This is a genomic window from Kitasatospora sp. NPDC056138, assembly GCF_042264695.1.
Classification (GTDB): domain Bacteria; phylum Actinomycetota; class Actinomycetes; order Streptomycetales; family Streptomycetaceae; genus Kitasatospora.
In genome coordinates this window covers 14,031-33,511 of sequence record NZ_JBHJVK010000086.1, presented here as the reverse complement: position 1 = coordinate 33,511, position 19,481 = coordinate 14,031, and the positions used below count along the sequence as shown (strand labels likewise).

General features: G+C 70.8%; 21 protein-coding genes and 3 pseudogenes. 14 read left to right on the top strand and 10 right to left on the bottom strand.

Features of this window, described 5'->3' with window-relative positions; all coding sequences use genetic code 11:
• Positions 1 to 77: 77 nt before the first annotated feature.
• A complete protein-coding gene (locus ACFC1R_RS34255) occupies positions 78 to 713 on the bottom strand; it encodes a TetR-like C-terminal domain-containing protein (protein WP_375945445.1) in 636 nt (211 codons plus the stop codon).
• Positions 714 to 825: 112 nt separating this feature from the next.
• On the opposite strand from ACFC1R_RS34255, the gene ACFC1R_RS34250 reads away from it, so the two are divergent.
• Together ACFC1R_RS34250 and ACFC1R_RS34245 are read left to right on the top strand one after the other, a co-directional pair.
• Positions 826 to 2,043 carry an alpha/beta fold hydrolase gene (locus tag ACFC1R_RS34250; protein ID WP_375945443.1) on the top strand — a complete coding sequence of 406 codons (1,218 nt, stop codon included), beginning with the start codon at positions 826 to 828 and terminating at the stop codon, positions 2,041 to 2,043.
• A 604-nt stretch (positions 2,044 to 2,647) separates the two neighbouring features.
• Positions 2,648 to 3,469 (top strand): lipase family protein, encoded by an 822-nt coding sequence (locus tag ACFC1R_RS34245; RefSeq protein ID WP_375945441.1) that lies wholly within the window; start codon positions 2,648 to 2,650, stop codon positions 3,467 to 3,469.
• A gap of 211 nt (positions 3,470 to 3,680) precedes the next feature.
• Here the strand turns inward: ACFC1R_RS34245 and ACFC1R_RS34240 are convergent, their stop codons facing one another.
• Positions 3,681 to 4,529: a patatin-like phospholipase family protein gene (locus ACFC1R_RS34240; RefSeq protein WP_375945439.1), complete on the bottom strand. Its 849-nt coding sequence runs from the start codon at positions 4,527 to 4,529 to the stop codon at positions 3,681 to 3,683.
• Positions 4,530 to 4,614: 85 nt separating this feature from the next.
• Here ACFC1R_RS34240 and ACFC1R_RS34235 point away from each other — a divergent pair, with 85 nt between their 5' ends.
• Complete coding sequence (locus ACFC1R_RS34235; RefSeq protein WP_375945437.1) at positions 4,615 to 5,175, top strand: TetR family transcriptional regulator; 561 nt, start codon at positions 4,615 to 4,617, stop codon at positions 5,173 to 5,175.
• A 159-nt stretch (positions 5,176 to 5,334) separates the two neighbouring features.
• Here the strand turns inward: ACFC1R_RS34235 and ACFC1R_RS34230 are convergent.
• Positions 5,335 to 5,607 (bottom strand): annotated as a pseudogene (locus ACFC1R_RS34230) (IS5/IS1182 family transposase); the annotation flags it as partial.
• Positions 5,608 to 5,777: 170 nt separating this feature from the next.
• Here ACFC1R_RS34230 and ACFC1R_RS34225 point away from each other — a divergent pair.
• On the top strand, positions 5,778 to 6,329 hold the full coding sequence (locus ACFC1R_RS34225) for a YceI family protein (protein ID WP_375945435.1): 552 nt from the start codon (positions 5,778 to 5,780) through the stop codon (positions 6,327 to 6,329).
• On the opposite strand, the gene ACFC1R_RS34220 is transcribed toward ACFC1R_RS34225, so the two are convergent.
• The 5 genes and pseudogenes from ACFC1R_RS34220 to ACFC1R_RS34200 all read right to left on the bottom strand — a co-directional run bounded on the left by ACFC1R_RS34220 (position 6,326) and on the right by ACFC1R_RS34200 (position 9,273).
• Complete coding sequence (locus ACFC1R_RS34220) at positions 6,326 to 6,484, bottom strand: hypothetical protein (protein WP_375945433.1); 159 nt, start codon at positions 6,482 to 6,484, stop codon at positions 6,326 to 6,328. The two genes, ACFC1R_RS34225 and ACFC1R_RS34220, sit on opposite strands and share 4 nt — an antisense overlap.
• A 68-nt stretch (positions 6,485 to 6,552) precedes the next feature.
• Positions 6,553 to 6,822 (bottom strand): annotated as a pseudogene (locus ACFC1R_RS34215) (hypothetical protein); the annotation flags it as partial.
• Between the two features lie 62 nt (positions 6,823 to 6,884).
• Entirely contained in the window at positions 6,885 to 7,520 is a 636-nt protein-coding gene (locus ACFC1R_RS34210; protein WP_375945431.1) for a response regulator, read from the bottom strand.
• Positions 7,520 to 8,605 (bottom strand): sensor histidine kinase, encoded by a 1,086-nt coding sequence (locus ACFC1R_RS34205; protein ID WP_375945429.1) that lies wholly within the window; start codon positions 8,603 to 8,605, stop codon positions 7,520 to 7,522. The genes ACFC1R_RS34210 and ACFC1R_RS34205 overlap by 1 nt, the downstream gene beginning before the upstream one ends.
• The gene (locus tag ACFC1R_RS34200; protein ID WP_375945427.1) at positions 8,602 to 9,273 is read right to left on the bottom strand and encodes a DedA family protein; all 672 of its coding nucleotides are present in this window, start codon (positions 9,271 to 9,273) and stop codon (positions 8,602 to 8,604) included. The genes ACFC1R_RS34205 and ACFC1R_RS34200 overlap by 4 nt, the downstream gene beginning before the upstream one ends.
• Before the next feature lie 253 nt (positions 9,274 to 9,526).
• Here ACFC1R_RS34200 and ACFC1R_RS34195 point away from each other — a divergent pair, with 253 nt between their 5' ends.
• The 7 genes and pseudogenes from ACFC1R_RS34195 to ACFC1R_RS34165 form a co-directional block, all read left to right on the top strand.
• The gene (locus tag ACFC1R_RS34195) at positions 9,527 to 10,138 is read left to right on the top strand and encodes a recombinase family protein (RefSeq protein ID WP_375945425.1); all 612 of its coding nucleotides are present in this window, start codon (positions 9,527 to 9,529) and stop codon (positions 10,136 to 10,138) included.
• Entirely contained in the window at positions 10,111 to 10,509 is a 399-nt protein-coding gene (locus tag ACFC1R_RS34190) for a nuclear transport factor 2 family protein (RefSeq protein ID WP_375945423.1), read from the top strand. The genes ACFC1R_RS34195 and ACFC1R_RS34190 overlap by 28 nt, the downstream gene beginning before the upstream one ends.
• A gap of 186 nt (positions 10,510 to 10,695) precedes the next feature.
• Positions 10,696 to 11,163, top strand: coding sequence for a transposase family protein (locus ACFC1R_RS34185; protein WP_375945448.1), 468 nt, complete (start codon positions 10,696 to 10,698; stop codon positions 11,161 to 11,163).
• The gene (locus tag ACFC1R_RS34180) at positions 11,097 to 11,360 is read left to right on the top strand and encodes a transposase (protein WP_375945447.1); all 264 of its coding nucleotides are present in this window, start codon (positions 11,097 to 11,099) and stop codon (positions 11,358 to 11,360) included. Before ACFC1R_RS34185 ends, ACFC1R_RS34180 begins: the two co-directional genes overlap by 67 nt.
• Before the next feature lie 299 nt (positions 11,361 to 11,659).
• The gene (locus tag ACFC1R_RS34175; RefSeq protein WP_331748913.1) at positions 11,660 to 12,238 is read left to right on the top strand and encodes a carboxymuconolactone decarboxylase family protein; all 579 of its coding nucleotides are present in this window, start codon (positions 11,660 to 11,662) and stop codon (positions 12,236 to 12,238) included.
• The gene (locus ACFC1R_RS34170) at positions 12,235 to 13,095 is read left to right on the top strand and encodes an RNA polymerase sigma-70 factor (RefSeq protein ID WP_375945421.1); all 861 of its coding nucleotides are present in this window, start codon (positions 12,235 to 12,237) and stop codon (positions 13,093 to 13,095) included. The genes ACFC1R_RS34175 and ACFC1R_RS34170 overlap by 4 nt, the downstream gene beginning before the upstream one ends.
• Positions 13,096 to 14,465: 1,370 nt before the next feature.
• Positions 14,466 to 14,834: pseudogene (locus tag ACFC1R_RS34165) on the top strand (transposase); the annotation flags it as partial.
• Positions 14,835 to 15,012: 178 nt separating this feature from the next.
• On the opposite strand, the gene ACFC1R_RS34160 reads toward ACFC1R_RS34165, so the two are convergent.
• Positions 15,013 to 16,293: an MFS transporter gene (locus ACFC1R_RS34160; RefSeq protein ID WP_375945419.1), complete on the bottom strand. Its 1,281-nt coding sequence runs from the start codon at positions 16,291 to 16,293 to the stop codon at positions 15,013 to 15,015.
• Between the two features lie 44 nt (positions 16,294 to 16,337).
• Here ACFC1R_RS34160 and ACFC1R_RS34155 point away from each other — a divergent pair, with 44 nt between their 5' ends.
• Positions 16,338 to 16,949 (top strand): TetR/AcrR family transcriptional regulator, encoded by a 612-nt coding sequence (locus ACFC1R_RS34155; RefSeq protein ID WP_375945417.1) that lies wholly within the window; start codon positions 16,338 to 16,340, stop codon positions 16,947 to 16,949.
• A gap of 246 nt (positions 16,950 to 17,195) precedes the next feature.
• The gene (locus ACFC1R_RS34150; protein ID WP_375945415.1) at positions 17,196 to 17,666 is read left to right on the top strand and encodes a hypothetical protein; all 471 of its coding nucleotides are present in this window, start codon (positions 17,196 to 17,198) and stop codon (positions 17,664 to 17,666) included.
• A 19-nt stretch (positions 17,667 to 17,685) separates the two neighbouring features.
• On the opposite strand, the gene ACFC1R_RS34145 is transcribed toward ACFC1R_RS34150, so the two are convergent.
• Positions 17,686 to 18,591, bottom strand: a complete 906-nt coding sequence (locus ACFC1R_RS34145; protein ID WP_375945413.1) for an NADP-dependent oxidoreductase — start codon at positions 18,589 to 18,591, stop codon at positions 17,686 to 17,688.
• Positions 18,592 to 18,661: 70 nt separating this feature from the next.
• Between ACFC1R_RS34145 and ACFC1R_RS34140 the strand changes: the two genes are divergently transcribed.
• The gene (locus tag ACFC1R_RS34140; protein WP_375945412.1) at positions 18,662 to 19,261 is read left to right on the top strand and encodes a TetR/AcrR family transcriptional regulator; all 600 of its coding nucleotides are present in this window, start codon (positions 18,662 to 18,664) and stop codon (positions 19,259 to 19,261) included.
• Positions 19,262 to 19,481 lie beyond the last annotated feature (220 nt).

The window sequence follows — 19,481 nt, the reverse complement described above, 5'->3', positions numbered from 1 at the left end:
GTGCTCCCCGTCGGGGAGCACCGGCCCTTGCGGGTGCCCACGCCTTCGCAGCCCCGCCCGGCCGGGCCGTCCTGCGGTCAGGCGGCGAAGGCGGCGAGGAGCTTGTCGGTGAGGCGCTCCAGGTAGTCGGGGGCGGTCGGGGTGTGGACGACCGCAAGACGCCAGTAGAGGGGGCCGGCGAGGAAGTCGAGCGCGAGTTCGCGGTCCACGTCCGCGGGGAGTTCGCCGCGCCCGACGGCCCGTTCCAGCAGGCCGGTGGCCTTGACGCGGCGGGTGTCGCGCACGGCGGTGAACAGTGCCTGCGCCAGCTCGGGATTGCGGGTGCTCTCGGCCAGCAGGTCGGGGATGATCTTCGAGGGGAGCCGGTGGCGCAGGGCACCGGCGGTCTCGGCGAGGAAGGCGAGTACGTCGCCGCGCAGGGTGCCGCTGTCGGTGATCTCGGGTGCGTCGACGGCGACCTGGGAGATCAGGGCGACGGTCATCTCCAGCTTTGACGGCCAGCGGCGGTAGATGGCGGCCTTCCCCGCGCCGGCCCGTTTGGCGACCGCTTCCAGGGAGAGCCGCGCATAGCCGACCGAGGCGAGTTCCTCGAAGAAGGCCACCGACAGGGCTTCGGTCAGGGAGTCCTGGAGCACCGGCCCGCCGGGGAGTCGGCGCTCGGAAGCCGGGGCCGGGTCGGGGGCGGGGGTCCGGGGTTCGGGTGTGGTGGGCATGCCTGGAATCTACATGAGGCGGAACGGTTGCGTCTCGACTAGGCGAGGGCTAGTGTCCTTCTCGTAGCCGAGACGAAACCGTTCCGTCTCGATAGAGCGAAGGAGCTTCACCATGCGGTTCCTGTACGAGGACGAGTCGTTCTCCTTCGAGACCCTGCGCGCGGCCGGGTTCGCCAACGACGGCGGCGCCGACCTGGGCGAGATCCTGGCCACCGTCCGCAACATCGCCGAGGGCGACGAGGAGGCCTGGCTGCGCGAGTGGAAGAGCACCGCGGAGCGCGTCCACGCCACCGGCAGCCGCGCCCTGGCGGCCGGGCACCGGGTCAGTGCCCGCGAGGCCCTGCTGCGCGCGTCGAACTACTACCGCACCGCCGAGTTCTACCGCCGTGACGACCCGGCCGACGACCCCGAGGCCAAGCTCCTGTCCGCGCTCTCCCGCGAGACCTTCGCGGCCGCCGCGGCCCTGATGGACACCCCCGTCGAGGCCGTGCGCATCCCCTACGAGGACACCAGCCTGCCCGGCTACCTCTTCCTCGTCGACGACTCCGGCGTCCCCCGCCCCACCGTCATCTTCACCAGCGGCTTCGACTCCACGCTGGAGGAGTCCTACTTCGTCGTCGCCGCGGCCGCGCTGCGCCGCGGCTACAACGTGCTGGCCTACGACGGGCCCGGCCAGGGGGCGGCGCTGCGCGAGCAGCAGCTCGTCTTCCGCCCGGACTGGGAGGCCGTGGTCACCCCGGTGGTCGACTACGCGCTGACTCGCACCGAGATCGCCCCCGACCGGCTGGCCCTGGCGGGCTACAGCCTCGGCGGCTACCTGGTCGCCCGCGCCGCCGCCCACGAACACCGCCTGGCCGCCCTGATCCTGGACGACGGCCTCTACGACTACTACGACGCCCACACCCGGGTCATGCCGCCGTTCCTGCGGGAGTGGGTCGAGAGCGGACGGGACGACCTCGCCAACCCCGTCGCGCACCTGCTCATGACGGGCAGCACGCAGCTCCGCTGGGCCCTGCGCAACGGGGTGTGGACCTTCGGCGCCTCCTCGGTCGCGGACTACATCCGCCGCACCGCCGACTACACCCTCGACGGCGTCGCCCAGCTCATCGACTGCCCGACCCTCATCCTGGACGCCGAGAACGACCAGTTCTTCCACGGCCAGCCCCAGCGCGTCCAGGCCGCCCTGACCTGCCCCCACACCCTGATCACCCTCCCCGAAGCCGAGGGCGCGGGCGAGCACTGCCACATGGGAGCCATGTCCCGCTTCCAGCAGACCGCCTTCGACTGGCTCGACACCACCCTGTCCCCCACCGCCCGGCCCGCCGCCTGAGCACCCCACACGGGCACCCGGCCGTCCGGGGTGCCGTCCCCCGGACCCGCCGTCCATCCGGACCTGCCGGGCAACGCACCCGGGACACCGGGGAGTTACCCGACGGCCGGGGAGAGGGTGACCGGGCCGCCCCATCCAAGATCCTGCCCGCAGCGCCCCACTGCGGCGCAGGACCTCCGCAGCAAGGTCCCCGGCAGTCGTGCCGGCCCGGACTGCGGCGCGGATCCGGAAGCCATCCGAGCCCCGGTGGAGGTCCGCCCGCAACCACCGACGTTCCAGGCGCCGCCGACCCTCTCGCCGCCGGCCTCGCCCACCTGCCTGCCTGCCTGCTGCCTGCTGCCTGCTGCCTGCAGAACGCCATACGCCGTCACCGGCGGCAGGGTCTCGGCAACAGCACCAGGTGCGGCCGGCGGGCCCGCCGGATCCGGGGCCCCCGTCGCGGCGCCTGCCGGAGGCCGGGACACGGCGGGGCCGCCATCCGGGTGACAGCGGGGCGCCGCCGCCGCGGGAGCGGGCAGGGGCTCCCGTACGAAGGAGTGGACGACGTCCTGCCGGCGGCCGACCGTCCAGGTCACCGGCCCCTGCTCGGAAAGGCAGTCCAGCGATGGCCGTTCCTACCACCTTCGATCACCGGGTCACCAACTACAGCCTCCCGCACGCGTACTGGCTGGCGAGGGCCGCCGGCCTCTCGTACCAGGACAGGGAGGCCATCGAGGCGCAGGCCCGCTCATGGGGATTCGACACGGTGCGCCACCACGAGACCCGGTTCACCCCGCCGTTCCCGCTGCAGGACACCCAGGCCTACACCATGGCGAGCGAGCACATGATCGTCACCGCGTTCCGCGGCACGGAGCCCGCCCAGATCCGCGACTGGCTGTCGGACGCCACCACCCCGCCGTGGCCCGGCCCCGGCGGGACGGGCTACGTGCACTACGGCTTCGCCAAGGCCCTCGCCTCCGTCCACCCCGCAGTGGTGAAGACGGTCGGGGAACTGCGCACCAACGGACAGAGCCTCTGGTTCACCGGCCACAGCCTCGGCGGCGCGCTGGCGATGCTCGGCGCCGCCCGGCTGTACCTGGAGGAACCCCTCCTGAAGGCCGACGGCATCGTCACCTTCGGCCAGCCCCGCACCTGCGACCGCCTCCTGGCCGCCGCCTGCAACAAGGGCTTCAAGGGCCGGATGTACCGCTTCGTCAACAACAACGACATCGTGCCCCAGCTGCCGGCCGAACCGGCCTTCACCCACGTCGACGCGCTGCGCTACATCGACTCCTCGGGAAGGATCGGGGAGGCGCCCGGTGCGCTCGCCGGACTCGCCGACCGCACCAGGGGCCTGACCGCCGACGCGTTCGCCCCGGTCAGCGACGGCGTGCGCGACCATGCCATGCGCAACTACCTTACGGCGCTGGAGAAGAACCTCGCATAAGAGGTCGCGCAGACGGGCGCGGCGGTGTCACCCCGGTCGCAACGCAGGCACAGGTCTTGGTGATCACGGAGCTTCTCGGTGATCACCAAGTTGCGACGCTCTGTGATCACCGAAAAGACCCGTGCCCGTACTTCCATCATGGCCGACCGAACCGCCTTAGGGTCCATTCGGCGCCGGGCTGCCCGGGCGGTCGGCCCGACCTGATCGGCGGTCAGCCCGCGTCGGCTTCCGTCCTCCACGTGGAGCGGAGCTGCGCGCCGACGTCGCCTGCCTGGCCAAGACCCGCCCGGTAGGCCGGCTCCCAGGCTGCCAGGTCGCCCAGGTCCGGGCCGAAAGCGCGCACCGAGGCCGGGTCGGGGCCGATGGTCACCACGGTGTCCGCCCCCACGGCCGCCAGCTGCCGGTTGAGCGGCTCGCGGGGAAACAGGTGGGCCATCGGCTCGACCACGACCAGCGTGCGGGCTCCGGCCGCGAGGTCGGCGTTGGGGCCTGCGCGCAGCGCGCCGTCCATGTACCGCCGGCCGTCGACGGCGACGGGCGGCGCGGCCCCGGGGAAGGCGCTGCTCGCCGCCACCGCGTGCACCAGCGGCACGCCGCTGTCGCGGTCCCACACCACGGGCTCACCGCTGGTCGCGTCCACGGCGGTGATCAGCAGTCGTCGCTCCGGCCACGCGTCCGCACCGATCAAGGCGGCGCGCCCCGCGAGCAGCGCCTCCTCGGCCCGGGGGTCGGTGCCGTCGAGCGCGAGGCGGCCGACGCGACGCCTGGCCTCGCCGGGCTCCAGGCTGCGGTCGCCGAGTACGGCGAACACCTCGCCCATCCGCCCGGGGTCCACCGTGAGCCGGTGAGCCGGCCGGCGGGCCGACGTCGCGAGCCGCCCCGGGTCCTGCCCGGTGGCGAGCAGCGCTCCGACGATCGCGCCGGCCGACGTCCCGACGATCAGGTCGGCCTCGCCCAGTTCCACGCCGTCGCGGCGCAACCCGCAGGCCAGCCCTGCCATCCAGGCCGTGCCGACGTGACTTCCCGGGCCCAGGACGAGTGCTCGGTCGAAGGTGTGCATGGTGGTCTCCCCTCGTTAGTGAAACAGTCGTACCATATACTCGCTGATGCTGTTTCAACTCCGAGGTGCCGAGGGGAGATCCACCGTGGGGCGACCCGCAGATCCCGCCCGTCGCGAGCGCACGCTGGCGCGGGCGACCGACTACGTGCTGGCGCACGGCTTGGCCGGGCTGAGCCTGCGACCACTGGCCCAGGCCCTCGACACCAGCCCGCGGATGCTGCTCTACGACTTCGGCAGCAAACAGGAGTTGGTCGCGGCCGTCCTCGCCGAGGCCCGTCGCCGGGGTGCGGTGCGCCTGGCCGGGCACCTTCCGCCGAAGACGGGCTCCGTGCAGGAGCGGCTGCGCGGCATCTGGGCGTGGATCAGCGCAGACGAACGTGCGCCGTTCGTCCGGCTGTTCTTCGAGGTGCACGCCGACGGCCTGGTCCACCCCGAGAACTACCCCGGCCAGGGCGAGGCGATCACGGACTGGTTCGACACGCTCGGCGCCACCTTCCGCGACGTCTCCACCGGTCCTGACGACACCGTCACACCCACGTTGGTCATGGCCGTTGTCCGGGGGCTGCTGTTCGATCTCACAGCCACCGGCGACCGCCACCGCACCGATCGTGCGCTGGACCGCTTCGCCGAACTGCTGGAGCAGTGAACGCGCGAGAGGCGTGGGGCCGCGCCCCGGGCGGCACCGCCCCGGGCAAGGACGGAAGCCGATCCGGTGCCGGTGCCGGGAACACCGCCGAGCGGGTCGGCGATGCCGCGATCGCATCGGGCCGGCTGATGCCCGGCTCCGCCCGAAGGCCAGCGCCTGTCATGGGCGGCGGTCCGGGCGTTCGCCCCGGCAGTGGGCCGTCCACGCCCGACGGATAGGGCCACGCACGGTGATGATGGTGTCGGCGAGGCCGAGGAAGGCGCCGATGACGGTGGCCCGGCGCTCGTAGCAGCGGGCGAGGCGGTGGAAGGCGTTCTGCCAGGCGTGGGTGCGTTCGACGTGCCACCTCCGACGTGCCCGGACCGGCGCCTTCTCACCCTCGTGCGCGATGCGGCCGGACAGGCCGCGTCCGCCGAGCGGGGCGCGGGTCCTGGCCCGGGCGCCCCGGCGGGGGCCGGGCCGGTGGCGCCGATCGCGGGGGCGCCAATCGTGGGGGCGCACGGGGATTCGGCGCTCACCGCGCAGGGGGAGGCCCTAGCGTGGTCCGGGAACACCCCGGGGCGGGCCACTGCCAGGACCCGGGCAACCACGGAGGGCACACCATGACCGTCTCACTCCCCGAGCTCACCGGGGACTACGTCCTCGACCCCGCCCACACCCGAATCGGCTTCATCGCGCGCCATGCCATGGTGACCAAGGTCCGCGGCTCGTTCCAGAAGTTCGAGGGCACCGCCCACCTGGACGCCGAAGACCCGTCCCGTTCGACCGCCGAGGTGGTGGTCAAGGCCGGGACCATCGACACCGGTGTCGAACAGCGCGACCAGCACCTGCGCACCAACGACTTCCTCGACGTCCCCAACCACCCCGACATCACCTTCCGCACCACCTCGGTCGAGCCGAGCTCCGCCACCGAATACCGCGTGACCGGCAACCTCACCATCAAGGACACCACCCGCCCGGTCACCATCGACTTCGAGTACACGGGCAACGCCGTCGACCCGCACGGCAACCTGCGGGTGGGCCTGGAAGGCTCGGTGACGATCAGTCGCAAGGACTTCGGCGTGACCTGGAACGCGGCGCTGGAGGGCGGCGGTGTCCTGGTCGGCGACAAGATCGTTCTGGAGTTCGACATCTCCGCGATCAAGCAGGGCTAGCCGGCCTGCGGGCGCACGTCGGCAGCGGAGCTCCACCCGGCGGCCGATGCCCCGCTGCCGTCCTGGCTGCGGACCGCCCCCTCGCGGGCGCCGCTGCCGCCGATCGTCCCGGCCGAGCCGCCGCTCCCGTGGCCGCCGTGATCGCTCCCGTACACCCGTGAACCACGCTGCCCCTGCCCGGCTTCGGCCGGGCAGGAGGCACTGTTGCTCCTGGTGGCATCGCTCAGCAATCGACCGGTGCACCGGGTTCGGCACAAGCGCGGACCATTGCCATGAACGGGGGTGCGGCCGGCGACGGCTGAACCCGGTTGACGGCCTCGTACCCCCACGCCTCGTACAGCGCGAGCACCTTGCCGTCCCCGGCCGCCGGGTTGACCATCAGCGTCACACGCTCCTCGGGGCGCCCGGCAACGAGTTCGTCGTGGATGCGCCGGGCCACTCCCGTACCACGCCACGGGATCCGCACCCCGAGCTCCTTGAGTGCGACCGCGGGCGCCGCACGGACGAGGCCACGGTCGAGGCGCTACTCGAGCGCGGATCGGCCGGCCGCACCAGTCAGCTTCCCAGGAACCGCAGGACCGCCAGCACCCTGCGGTTGGTCCCGTCGTCCCGCGGCAGCCGCAGTTTGTCGAACACCGCGTTGGTGTGTTTCTCCACCGCGCTCCTGGAGACGAACAGTTGCTGCGCGATGGCCGTGTTGGTGCAACCCTGGGCCATCAGTGTCAACACCATTCGCTCACGGTCCGTCAGCAGATCGAGATCGTCGGTGTGGCGCGTGCGCGCCAGGAGACGGCGCACCACCTCCGGATCGAACACCGTGCCGCCGCCGTGCACCCGCTCCAGCGCTGACAGGAACTCCTCCACCCTCCCGACCCTGTCCTTCAGCAGATATCCCACACCCCGGGTGTCGGCCGCCAGCAGCTCGGCGGCGTACCGCTGCTCGACATACTGCGACAGCACCAGCACTCCCACCTGCGGGTACTCGGACCGAAGCCGCAGCGCGGCCCGCAACCCCTCGTCGGTGTGACTCGGCGGCATGCGCACGTCCACGACGGCGACGTCCGGAGGCCCGGCGGCCACCGCGGCCAGCAGCGCGTCCGCGTCCCCCACCGCGGCAGTCACCTCGTGCCCTTCGTCGACCAGCAGGCGGACCAGGCCCGCACGCAGCAGCGCGGAGTCCTCGGCGATCATCAACCGCACGGCAGCTCCGCAACCACACGCGTGGGGCCGCCCGGCGGGCTGTCCACGGTCAGACGCCCGTCCAGCGCGGCGATGCGGCGTGCCAGGCCGGCCAGTCCCGGCCCGGCGGGATCGGCGCCGCCACACCCGTCGTCTCGCACCGACACCCTCACCACGTCGGCGTCCTGGCCGATCGCCACCTCGATCCGGGTGGCCCCGGCGTGCTTGGCCGCGTTGGTGAGGGCCTCACGCACCACGAAGTAGGCGGCCGTCTCGACGGCCGGGGCCGGACGATCCGTCAGATCGCCGCTGATCGCCACCGGGACGGGCGCCCGTTCGGCGTCCACAGCCAGCGCCTCCCGCAGGCCCAGCATGTCCAGGGAGGCGGGATACACCCGCCACGCCACCTGCCGCAGCTCCTCCAGCGCCTGCTCGGCCTCGGCCTGGGCCTGCCGGTACAGCTCCTCGGAGTTCTTGCGGCGCGCCCGTCCGAGCAGCATCGCCACCACGATCAACCGCTGCTGCAGCCCGTCGTGCAGGTCACGTTCGATGCGGCGCCGTTCGGCGTCCACGGCCTCGACGATCCCCGAGCGCGAGGTGGCGAGTTCGTCGATCCGGCGGCGCATCCACGTCAGCTCGTCGGGGCCGAGGAAGCGGCGCACCAGCCGCCGTTCCAGTTCGGCGACGGCGGCCAGGCCCGTCAGGTCGAGGAAGAGCAGCAGCAGCCCGGCGGCGAGGAGGTACCCGGCAACCGGCCAGGTGGGAGCCATGCCGTCGGCGCTGCGCCCGGTCAGCCAGCGCGACAGCCCGCAGGCGGCCGTCCAGCCGCCTGCGGCCAGCAGGAACAGCACCCCGCCGCCGAGCAGGCCGACCGGGACACGGCACCACAGGTACACGGCGGCCCGGCGCGGCGCAATGCCCTCCGGCGTCATGGGGCCACCGCCCAGCAGGGCGGCGACGCGCCGCTGCTCCAGCTCGGCCAGACAAACCGGCAGCCCGGGAGAGCGGGCCAGGCCCGCGGCGGCGAGGACGACGGGCGCGGCGAGCGCCGAGACCGCACCCAGAGCGATGCCCGCCGCGGCGCGCACGAACCTCATGCCCGGTGCCGTGCGCCCGAGCGGCGGCGCAGCCGCACCGTGAACCACCGGGCGACAGCCAGGACCGCCACCGCCACGACCGCTTTCGACACCCATCCCCCGTACTCCTCCACCAGCCGCCAGTTGTCGCCGAGCCAGTATCCCAACAGCACGAACGCGGTGTTCCACACCAGGCTGCCGAGGGCGGTCAGAGCGGTGAAGGCCGAAAACGACATGCGCTGGATCCCGGCCGGGATCGAGATGAGGCTGCGCACCACCGGCACCATGCGGCCGAGCAGCACGGCGGCGCGGCCGCGCCGTTCGAACCACGCCTCGGCGCGATCGATCTCGTGCGGGCGGACGAGGGGGATGCGGGCGGCGAGCGCGCGGGTGCGTTCGCGGCCCAGAAGGGCGCCCGCGGCGTACACGATCCAGGATCCGACGACGGAACCGACCGTGGTCCAGACGATGACGGCCACCAGGCTCAACCGCCCCTGCCCGGCGGCGAACCCGGCCACGGGAAGGACGATCTCGCTGGGGATGAACGGCAGGACGGTGTCGACGAGGTTGGTCAGCCCGGTGCCGGCGGCTCCGAGTGCGTCCATGACATCGACGGCCCATCCGGCGATGCCGTCGGCGGGCTCGGCGGAGGCGGCGAGGAGTGGCACGAAGGCCGGCGTTGCGATCATGCGGTTCACGCTAGGCAGCGACCGGAAGGCGCACCATGCGGTCGACCGCCCGACCCTACTGTGGTTTTCCGCAGTCATCGACGCCCCCTGCCGGTTCCGACCCGCCACGCCCAGGTGTCCTTGAGAGCCCCCTTGCCGGACGCGATTCACAGGTGGCCGCTCGTGGAACACCCGCCCGCCCGACGGTCCACCTGCGGCGATCCCCCGCCGAGGCCGGGGTGACGCGCATCTTCTCGGAGAAGATCTCCACCCCGTGCCACCACCCCGAGCTGGAGGGGGCCGTGAGGCTCGCCGGAAGATCCGCTCCTCCCGCGTCACCATCACCCTCGTCGTCCACGGGCACGAGCGGCTCGGCTGCGGCATTGAGCTCGTCGCGCTTGCCGGGGAACTGAAAGCGGGCAACGTCGGCCGTGAGTGCCTCACCGGCGAGCCGAAGGGCTCGCACACCCCCTCCGCCGGCACCGTGTTCACCGTGTTCACCGTGCTCGCCGCCATGTCCGGCATGGAGCACGAGTACATCCGCGACCGCACCCTCGAAGGCCACCAGTCCGCCCGCAAGCACGGCAAGACCACCGGCGGCGCAGGCGTCACCGACGAAGACATGATGTCCATGGCACTCCACCCGCGCGACCGGGAGATGAACCTACGCGACATCGCCAAGCAACTCGTCATCACCACCGGCACGAAGAAAGGCCGGCACGAAGAAGGGCTGGCGCCCCTCACCCGCCACCGTGCTGCGGCAGGGATGTTGCAAAGTCGCGTGATCTCGTGGGTGCCCTGGGTCGAAGTTGCCTCGACTCCATGTCCGTTGCCCCCTGGCGGTGTTACTGTCGCGCCATGTCCAAGATCGAGATTGACGCGATAACCGCCGAGTTCTTCGGAGCCTTCGACAACCGCGGCGGCAAGGCCGCGGACGTGGCCCGGATCCGCCGGCTGGTCATTCCGGGTGGTGTGATCGTGCTGACCGGGCCGAAGTACACGGTCTACACCGTGGACGAGTTCATCGAGCCGCGCGAACGCCTGCTCGCCGAAGGCCGGTTGGTCGAGTTCTCGGAGTGGGAGACCTCCGAGCGAACCGAGATCGCGGGCGACATCGCGTCGCGCTTCGGCGAGTACCGGAAGGCCGGCGTCCTGGACGGCGAGCCGTTCGAGGGCGGCGGGACCAAGACCATCCAGTTCGTCCGCACCCCGGAGGGCTGGCGGATCGCGGCGTTCTCCTGGTACGACCAACCCTGAGGGTCCGCAGGTCGCAGCGGTCCAAGGAGCGCGGGCTGGGCCGTCACACACGCAGCGGAGCTCCGGTTGAACGGGGTGACCTTCCCAAGTCGCCTCACACCACCGGAGCTTCGATGTGTCGTCAGTCTGCCACCGTCTGTCTGATCAAGTCGCCCGCTCCGGAGGACACTGCGGGGGTTGTCGCTGGTGGAGCGGTTGCGGCTGTTGCCGGATCCGCGTCGGCGTCGAGGGGTGCGTCACCCGTTCGTGGCGGTGCTGCTGGTTGCCGCCTCGGCGGTTGTCGCCGGCGCACGCTCGTATACGGCTATCGGCCCGTGGTCCGCGAACGCGCCGCAGCATGCCCTGGCCCGCCTGGGTGCCCGGGTCGTAGGGTCGTTGAGCGTGCGCGTCGCGCCGAGTGCCGCCACGATTCGGCGGGTTGTCGGCCTGGTCTGCCCTGATGGCCTGGCCGATCTGACCGGCGCTGATCCTGCCGGCTCGGACTCGGTGGCGCTCGACGGCAGGGCCGCCCGCGGCTCCCGACACGGCCAGACACCCGCCGCCCACCTGCTGGCCGCGATGACCGGCGACGGCCGAACGTCACCCAGCTGCGGGTCCCCGACAAGACCAACGAGATCACCTGCTTCGCCGCGCTACTGGCACCCTTCGACCTGACCGGGGTCACCGTCACGGCCGACGCCCTGCACACCCAGCGCGCGCATGCGCGCTTCCTGGCGGACGAGAAGCAGGCGCACTACCTCTTGGTGATCAAGGCCAACCAGCCCGAACCGCATCGCCACAGAGGACGGCGCCGCCGCGGTACTGACCCGCATCGGCGTTGCGTCCGACGGATGAAACCGAGAACGCCGTGACGGGCATCCAGGGTTGTTTTGAGCACCGTGTCAGCATCCACCTGGCTACGAATTGGCTTCGTTCACTGAAGCAGCAGCATTCGTTCGGCCGTTTGGGCAGCAGTTGACGATCTTTGGGCCCATGGATGTTCACGAGGAACAGCAGCAATGCCCGGGGCTCTGTGCCCAAGGGAGAAGGACGCGCGCACGTGGACGGGGCACGGAGCACGCCGGGGCGGCGGTGGTTGTCACATACGTGGGCCGGGCGGTGTCTTCATGCCGAACAGCCCCACGAGGGGCGCATAGCAAGGAGAGACAGCATGACGCTGCGCCTGCCGAAGGCCGAGCTCCCCGCCGAGCTCAAGGAGAACATGATCAAGCAGCTGGGTGTCGTGCCCGAGAACGTCGAGGTGCTGTGGCACAGCCCCCGAGTGACCCAGGACAACCTGGAGTTCGGAGCCAAGGTGGGGGCGTGGGACGCGGTCGACCCGGGCCTGAAGTCGTTCGCGCACATGGCCGTCGCGTCGCAGGTCGGCTGCAGTTGGTGCCTGGACGTCGGCTATTTCCAGGCACAGAACGAGAACCTGGACCTGGCCAAGGCGAGCCAGGTGCCGCGCTGGCGGGAGGCGGACGTGTTCACCGCGCTGGAGCGCGACGTCATGGGGTACGCCGAGGCGATGACCAACACCCCGCCGACCGTCACCGACGAGCAGTACGCCGCCCTTCTTGAGCGGCTCGGGCTGCCGGCCATGGTGGAGCTCACCGCGTTCATCGCCTACGTCAACCTGGCGACCAGGGCCAATGTGGCGAACGGGGTCACCTCTCAGGGCTTCTCCGACGCCTGCGAGATCCCGCTGGCCAACCGCCCGGCGACGTCCCGCGTCGGGTCCACGGCATGATCGTGGACCCGTTCGTCGCCCACCGCAGCCTGCTGTTCACCGTCGCCTACGAGATGCTCGGCTCCGCGGCCGATGCGGAGGACGTACTGCAGGAGACCTGGCTGAGGTGGGCCGACGTCGACCAGTCACAGGTCCACGACCCGCGGGCGTACCTCGTCCGGGCCGTCACCCGGCAGACACTCAACCGCATACGCACACTCTCCCGCCGCCGCGAGGACTATGTGGGCGAGTGGCTGCCGGAACCCCTGCTGACCCACCCCGACGTCGCCGACGACGTCGAACTCGCGGAAAACGTCTCCATCGCGATGCTGACCGTCCTGGAAACGCTCGGCCCCACTGAGCGAGCCGTGTTCGTGCTCCGCGAGGTCTTCGACGTCCCGTACGAGGAGGTCGCCGAGACCGTGGGCAAGACCCCCGCTGCGGTTCGGCAGATCGCCCGGCGGGCCCGGAGCCACATCGCCGCTCGGCAGTCACGCATCAGCGTGAGCCGGTCGGAGCACAACGCCGTGGTCGCCCGGTTCGTCACCGCGCTGCACACGGGGCGCATCCAGGACCTGCTGGAGATCATGGCGCCGGACGTGGTCTTCATCGCTGACGGCGGCGGGCGGGCCCGCGCCGCACTGGCCCCCATCCACGGGGCCGACCTCGTGGCGACGATGCTCGCCGGCACCGACCGGGCCGCCTTCGAGACCACGGCGGTGTGGCTCAACGGCGCCCCGGCGATCCGGATCGAATCCGACAGCGGGCGGGCCGCGGTCAGTCTCGTGGTCGAGAACGGGCGCATCACCCGGATCTACGCGACATCCAACCCAGAGAAGCTGACGCGACTCGACAAGCCGGCCGACCTCACCAGGTAGACCGCGGCGCGGGTGTTCCGGGCATGACGTACCCGGAACGCCCACGCCGCGGCGGCATCAGTCGAGGATCACCGCCGGCTGCAGTGAGAAGGCGCGGGTGTATCCCGCCGCGACCGATCCGCCGATCACGGGAGCGGAACCGCTTGCTCGTTACTGACCCACGCTCCTGGCGGAACACCCGCACGCCGCCAGGCGGTGCGTACGGTCCGCGGCCGGCGCCCGGCCAAAGTGGGCGCGCCCCTGCGAGCGGCCGTACAGGCAGCGGCGGGCGCTGAACGGGAGGCGCGAAGTCAGTCGCGGCCGGAACGGAGCAACGCCGCCGAGTTCCCGGGCCAAGGAACCGCAGTGTGTCAGAAGGCATGTCGCAGGGTGGTGAGTACGGACCGGAGATCTGTCAGGCCGTACCCCTGCCGGAGCAGCACTTCTGCGAGGGCATTGAGGTCCTCGTCCTCGCCGAAGTCAGTCCGCAGGATGCGCCACCGCTCGCACACCGGTGCCGGCCTTCGGGCCGTGGCCGAGTGTCCGCAGGAGTCCCTCCCGGCGGCGCACGGCATCGCTGTCCGTCTCGCCCGGTCCCCGCCGCAACAGCTCCTCGGCCTGGTCGCGCCGCACGTCCGCCACCGCCACGCCGGAACCGCCGGGTGCGCGGCCTCGAGGCGAAGCCGGCCGGCTCGGTCGCGATGATCCACTGGTCCATGACCGACGTCATGCTCCGCCGTCTCACCCGCGCCACCACCCCGACCTGGCGCGATCCGCCGACCTGGCCCCCGGCATCCGGCACCCCGGACCCACAGGCGCTTCGATGAGGGAACTGCTGGACAAGATCTCGGCCCGGCAGCAGATCGTCCGCGGGACTGCCGGACATCTGCGTGACCGGATCGCCCGGCTCGCCGAACAACTCGTCGCTGCCGAAGGCGCCTTGAAACGTGTGGAGATCACCCTCCGAGACCCTGGCGGAGCTGGCCGCCGAGGACGGCATCCAGTCGCCGGAGCCGCTGCTGCCCTGATACCGCGAGATCCTGGCTGCCATCGAGAAGGCCGAGGACGGACTCCGCGCCAGGGACGTCCGCCAGGCGCTCGGTCCCGGCACCGAACCGAAGCAGACCGAAGGCACCCGCGCGAAGCCGAAACGCCTGGTGACCCGTAGCATCCTCACCGGGCCCGAGCCGGGCCCTTTCACCCTCATCAAGCCACCACCAGGCGCCCCGAAGACCAACTCAAGCTGAAATTCCTCAATTTCTGCTTGGGAACGACGCGCAGCCGGTTTTCAGAGGGAGTTCTGTGAGAGTGTGAGCGGTTCGTCCGCTGTGCCGAAGTCGGCTTTCTGCCAGAGTGGTTGACGTTCAGCGAGGACGCGGTCTGCTGTAGGCATGAGCGAGCGCAGTTCCTACCCGAGTGACCTGTCGGATGAGGTGTGGGAGCTGATCCGGCCGGTCATCACGGCCTGGAAAGGACGGCACCCGTCGGTCAGCGGGCACCAGGGCCGCTACGACATGCGGGAGATCCTCAACGCCATCCTCTACCAGGCCCGCACCGGCTGCCAGTGGCGCTACCTGCCGCACGACCTCCCGCCACCCAGCACCGTCCACTACCACTTCGGCACGTGGCGCGACGACGGCACCACCGAGGCTGTTCACGACCTGCTGCGCCGGCAGGTCCGCGAGAGCCGGAGGCGGCACGAGGACCCCACCGCCGCCGTCCTGGACCAGCGGGGCCTGCCCGCCTCGCTGCTCGCCCACCTCTTCCACATCGGCGAGAACCAGATGCGCGCCCTCGACCACCAGGTCCGGCCCCTGCTCCAGCAGCACAGCCACCACAGCGAGCCGCTCCCCGTCCGCCTCATCGACCCCAGCGAACTCGCCGGATACGTCATGCACGCAGCATTAACGACGAGTTGACGCGACACGCACCACTAATTCACCGACGGGCCCCTACACCGCTCCTTGACGGCGTGTCGAGAGTCGGCACCAGGGTGGGCAGACTACTTGTCGTAGTGGATCGCACGCTGATCAGGCTGGCGGCGAACAGGAGGACCGCCCCGGCAAGGAAGGGGGCGCGCAGCCCGAAGGAGCGGGCGGTGAAGCCGGCCGCTACGGCGCCGAGCGCGCCAGCGCCGCCGGTGGTCATCTGGTACGCCATGGTCACGCGACCCAGTAGTCCGGCGGGCACCAAGGACTGGCGCAGCGATACCGCAGTGACGTTCCATGCCAGGTTCGCTGCCCCGTACCCGGCGATGAACAGGCCGGCTGCGACGGCTGAAGTCGCGCTGCCCGCGCCGATGGAAGCGATGGCGGCACCCGCAGCGGTGAGCTTGAGAATCCGTGGCGAGCCGAACCGCGCGGTCAGGCGCGGGGTCGCGGTTGCCCCCGCTACACCGCCGAGCGCGAAGGACGCCAGGAGCAGGGCGAAGCCCAGATTGTTCAGGCCGAGGGTGCCCCGGGCGTAAAGCACCAGGATCGAGGTCAAGGCGCCGCCGACGAAGTTGGTCATCCCGGATATCAGGCAGAGTCTGCGCAGTAGTTGGTGCCGCCAGAGCCAGCGGACGCCCTCGGCTGTGTCACGGCGCAGAGTCGTCACAGGGTTCGGCTTCGCCTGGAGGCGGGGGCGGAAGTCTCCGCGGAGCAGGAGGATCAGCGCTGCGGCGGCTGCGAAGGAGACCGTATCGACGGCGAAGGGGAGAGCGGCGGCTGCGCCGAACAGCAGCGCGCCCAGGGTGGGCCCGAGCAGGTTGTCGGTGATCAGGGAGCCGGCCTGCAGGCGGGCGTTGGCTCGCGTGAGCGCGCTGGGGTCCACCAGCGCCGGGACCATTCCCGACCAGCCGCCGTTGTAGAGGGTCTGCCCGCATCCGAGCAGAAAGGCAACAGCGGCCAGCAGTGGGATCGTTGCCGCTTGGACTGCCACCGCGAGCGCGAGCGTACCCACGATCAGGGTTCGGACGGCGTCGACGAGCCATAGGATTCGGCGACGGTCGAAGCGGTCTGCCAATGCGCCGGACAGCAGGCCGAGGAACAGCCAGGGCAGTTGCTCTGCCAGAGACACGGCAGCGATTCGCCTTGGGTCGGTGGTGAGTTGCGCCGCGAGCAGAGGCAGTGCGACGAAGCGCATCCCGTCACCAAGCCCGGACAGGGCGACCGAGGCGCAAACCTGATGGAACCTCGCTCCGAGCTTTGTGCTGCTGGTACCCCCGAGTGAAAACATGAACTAGACTCTTGTTCACCTTTCGATGGATGTCAAGGAGTCAGATGGCAAGCGAGACCAGGGAACCGCAGCAGCAGCGAAGCCGTGAGAAGTTCGCCCGCATCCTTGCGGCGACTGCCACGCTGCTGGAGACGACTCCCTACGAAGAACTGGGGACGAAGCTGATTGCCGCCGAGGCAGGCGTCTCGGTCGGCGTGCTCTACCGGTACTTCACCGACAAGGAGGCGATCGTCGCGGCGCTGGTTCGTGGCTGGCTGCGGCTCGACGTGGAGATCGCCGAGCGGATCACCAAGGAGCCCCTCCCGGACAGCTCGCAGGAGCTCCTGGGGAAGCTGCTCGCCGCCTACGCAGACCGCTTCCGCAGGGAACCGGGCTATCGCCGGGCCTGGTACCAGGGGCCGCGCATCACCGGCCTGAACCCGGAACGCCAGGAGACGAACACGGAGATCGCCCGGCGGCTACATCAATCGCTCGTTCGCGGCTACGCGATGCCCGACACCGAGCAGTCCCGTCGACGCGCACGGCTCGCTGTGGAGGTCGCAGCCAACCTGCTCGACCTGGCTTTCACCGAGCAGGCGGAAGGCGACCCCGAGATCCTCGGCGACGCCGCACTCATGATGGACTGCTATCTCTTCGCGCCACCCACCAGCAACTGACGATCGCCCTGTGAGTGCCGGTGGAACTGGTTCTTCCCCGGCCGCCGAGCCTGGGCACCCGATGGACCCCGCCACCCTCGGCAAGGTCCTCACCAGCACAGGTAGCTGTGACTGAGCGGCGCAGTTGGTCAGCTGAGCGCCCTTGTTGTCCACGGGCGCGGGCTCAGCCCCTGCGGTCCTCGACCGCCCAAGGGAGTACGGCCAGCCGGGCACCATCTCGTGCGTGTTCTCGCGCCGGCCGTAGGTATGGCAGAAGGAGCGGGCGTCGCTGCACCCGGCGTCCGGCCGCAGCCGGGCGTCCCGCCGGTGCCGCTGCAGCCGCCCGGACGTCGTTCCCACCCTCGCGCGGCCCACACCTTCGACGCGGCCCTGGCCACCCACCCCGTGCTGACCGGCGTCTCCCGCCAAGCCCTCGACCACCTCGTCACCGAGACCCGCGAAATGATCGACACACTGCCGCCGGAACAACGCCCACGCCACCGCAAACTGACCGTCGAGAACATCATCTGGGCCGCCGTCCCGGACCAGCGGGGCCCGCCCGCCTCGCTGCTCGCCCACCTCTTCCACATCGGCGAGAACCAGATGCGCGCCCTCGACCACCAGGTCCGGCCCCTGCTCCAGCAGCACGGCCACCACAGCGAGCCGCTCCCCGTCCGCCTCATCGACCCCAGCGAACTCGCCGGATACGTCATGCACGCAGCATCAACGACGAGTTGACGCGACACGCACCACTAATTCACCGACGGGCCCGGACGACCAGGACCCGGCGCCCGCGCGTGTGACCGGTCCGGCTGTCGATGTGTGCCGCCACGGCCTCGGCGAGCGTGTACGACTTCTCGACCGGGATGCGGAGCTTTCCCCGCGAGATGAGGTCGACGGCCTCGGCGAGCGCTTCCGGCACACTCCCGGCCACACCGGAGAATCGGACACCGAACTCCGGCGCGGCGAGGTCGGCGATGGAGATCACCTTCTGCGGATCCCCGGTCAGCTCGACGAGCTCGCGGATCACGCCCGAGCCGGCCAGATCGAGAGCTGCGTCGACACGGCCGAGCCGCCGCACCCGCTCGACCCAGCCTTCGCCGTACGTCGTGGCGAGGGCACCCAGGCTGCGCAGGTAGTCCTGGTTCGCGGCCCCAGCCGTGCCGATCACCCTGATGCCGCGGTCGCGGGCGATCTGCAGCACCGCCGATCCGACTCCCCCGGACGCACCGCTGACCAGCAGCGTCTGCCCGGCCTCCACGCCGACCTCGCGGATGATCCGCAGGGCGGTCTCCACCACGGAGGGGTACCCGGCCGCCTCTTCGAAGGTCAGTCCCTCGGGCATACGGGCCCAGGCCGACAGCACGGCGAACTCGGCATAGGTGTTCGAGCCCTCGCCGAACACGTGGTCGCCGACCTCGACCCCTTCGACGTCCTGACCGACCTCGTCCACCACCCCGGAGGCGTCCAACCCGACTCCGGAGGGCAACTCGATCGGATGGGCCTTGAGGATCTGGCCTTCACGGATCCTCCAGTCGACGGGGTTCACGCCCGCCGCCCGCACGGCGATGCGTACCTGACCGGGGCCCGCGTGGGGCTCCTCGGCGTCGACGAGTCGCAGGACGTCCGGACCGCCGAACTCGGCGAAGCTCACTCTCTTCATGCCGTCGACCATAACCCTAACGGTTAGTGTTTAACAACAGTTCTGGCTTTGAATCTGATAGCGTTAGGGCATGACCGTGCCGTCCGGGCGACGCGAACGCAAGAAAGCCGCGACCCGCCAGAAGATCGCAGATACCGCCCTACGGCTCTTCCTGGAACGCGGGTACGACACGGTGGGCATCCGCGACGTGGCCGCCGAGGCCGACGTCGCCGTCACCACGGTCTTCTCCCACTTCGCCTCGAAAGAGGCCCTGGTGTTCGAGCAGGACCAAGACTTCGAGCAACGCCTCACGCAGGCGGTCACCATCCGGACACCGCACGAGCCGCTCATCCCCGCGCTGCGCCGGGAGATCCAGGCCCTGGTGCGACACTGCACGGCGGACAGCGCCGCCCCGATCTGGCGCATGATCGACGAATCACCCGCCCTGCGCGAGTACGAGGAGTCGATGAGGCTGCGCCATGCAGAGTCGCTGGCAACGGCCATCGCCGCCGATCCCGACCTGTCACGGACCACAACGGCCTGCCGGACGATCGCGAGGTTCGTGATCGACGCCTACTCCCTGGCCCGTGACGCGGCCGATCCGCAGACCGCGGTGGACGAGATCTTCCAGATGATCGAGGCCGCCTGGGCCGTCACCTGCCCCTCCGGAAATCCCACCGGCACGGCCTGACCCTGGCCAGGACTCGGACCCGCCCGGCGCCGTCCCGCCGGACCCCAACGGCAGAGCGAAGGAATCCGGAGCCGGTACGCCACCGACGTCAGCCGCCGGACGAAAACGACCTGAGACTCGTGGAGAGCAGGTCCAGGAGAGTCGGCTCAGGCCATCACCCGCGCGACCGCGCAGCCTTGGTTTCCTTGGTTTCATAGACGACTCAAGCAGATCCAGTACC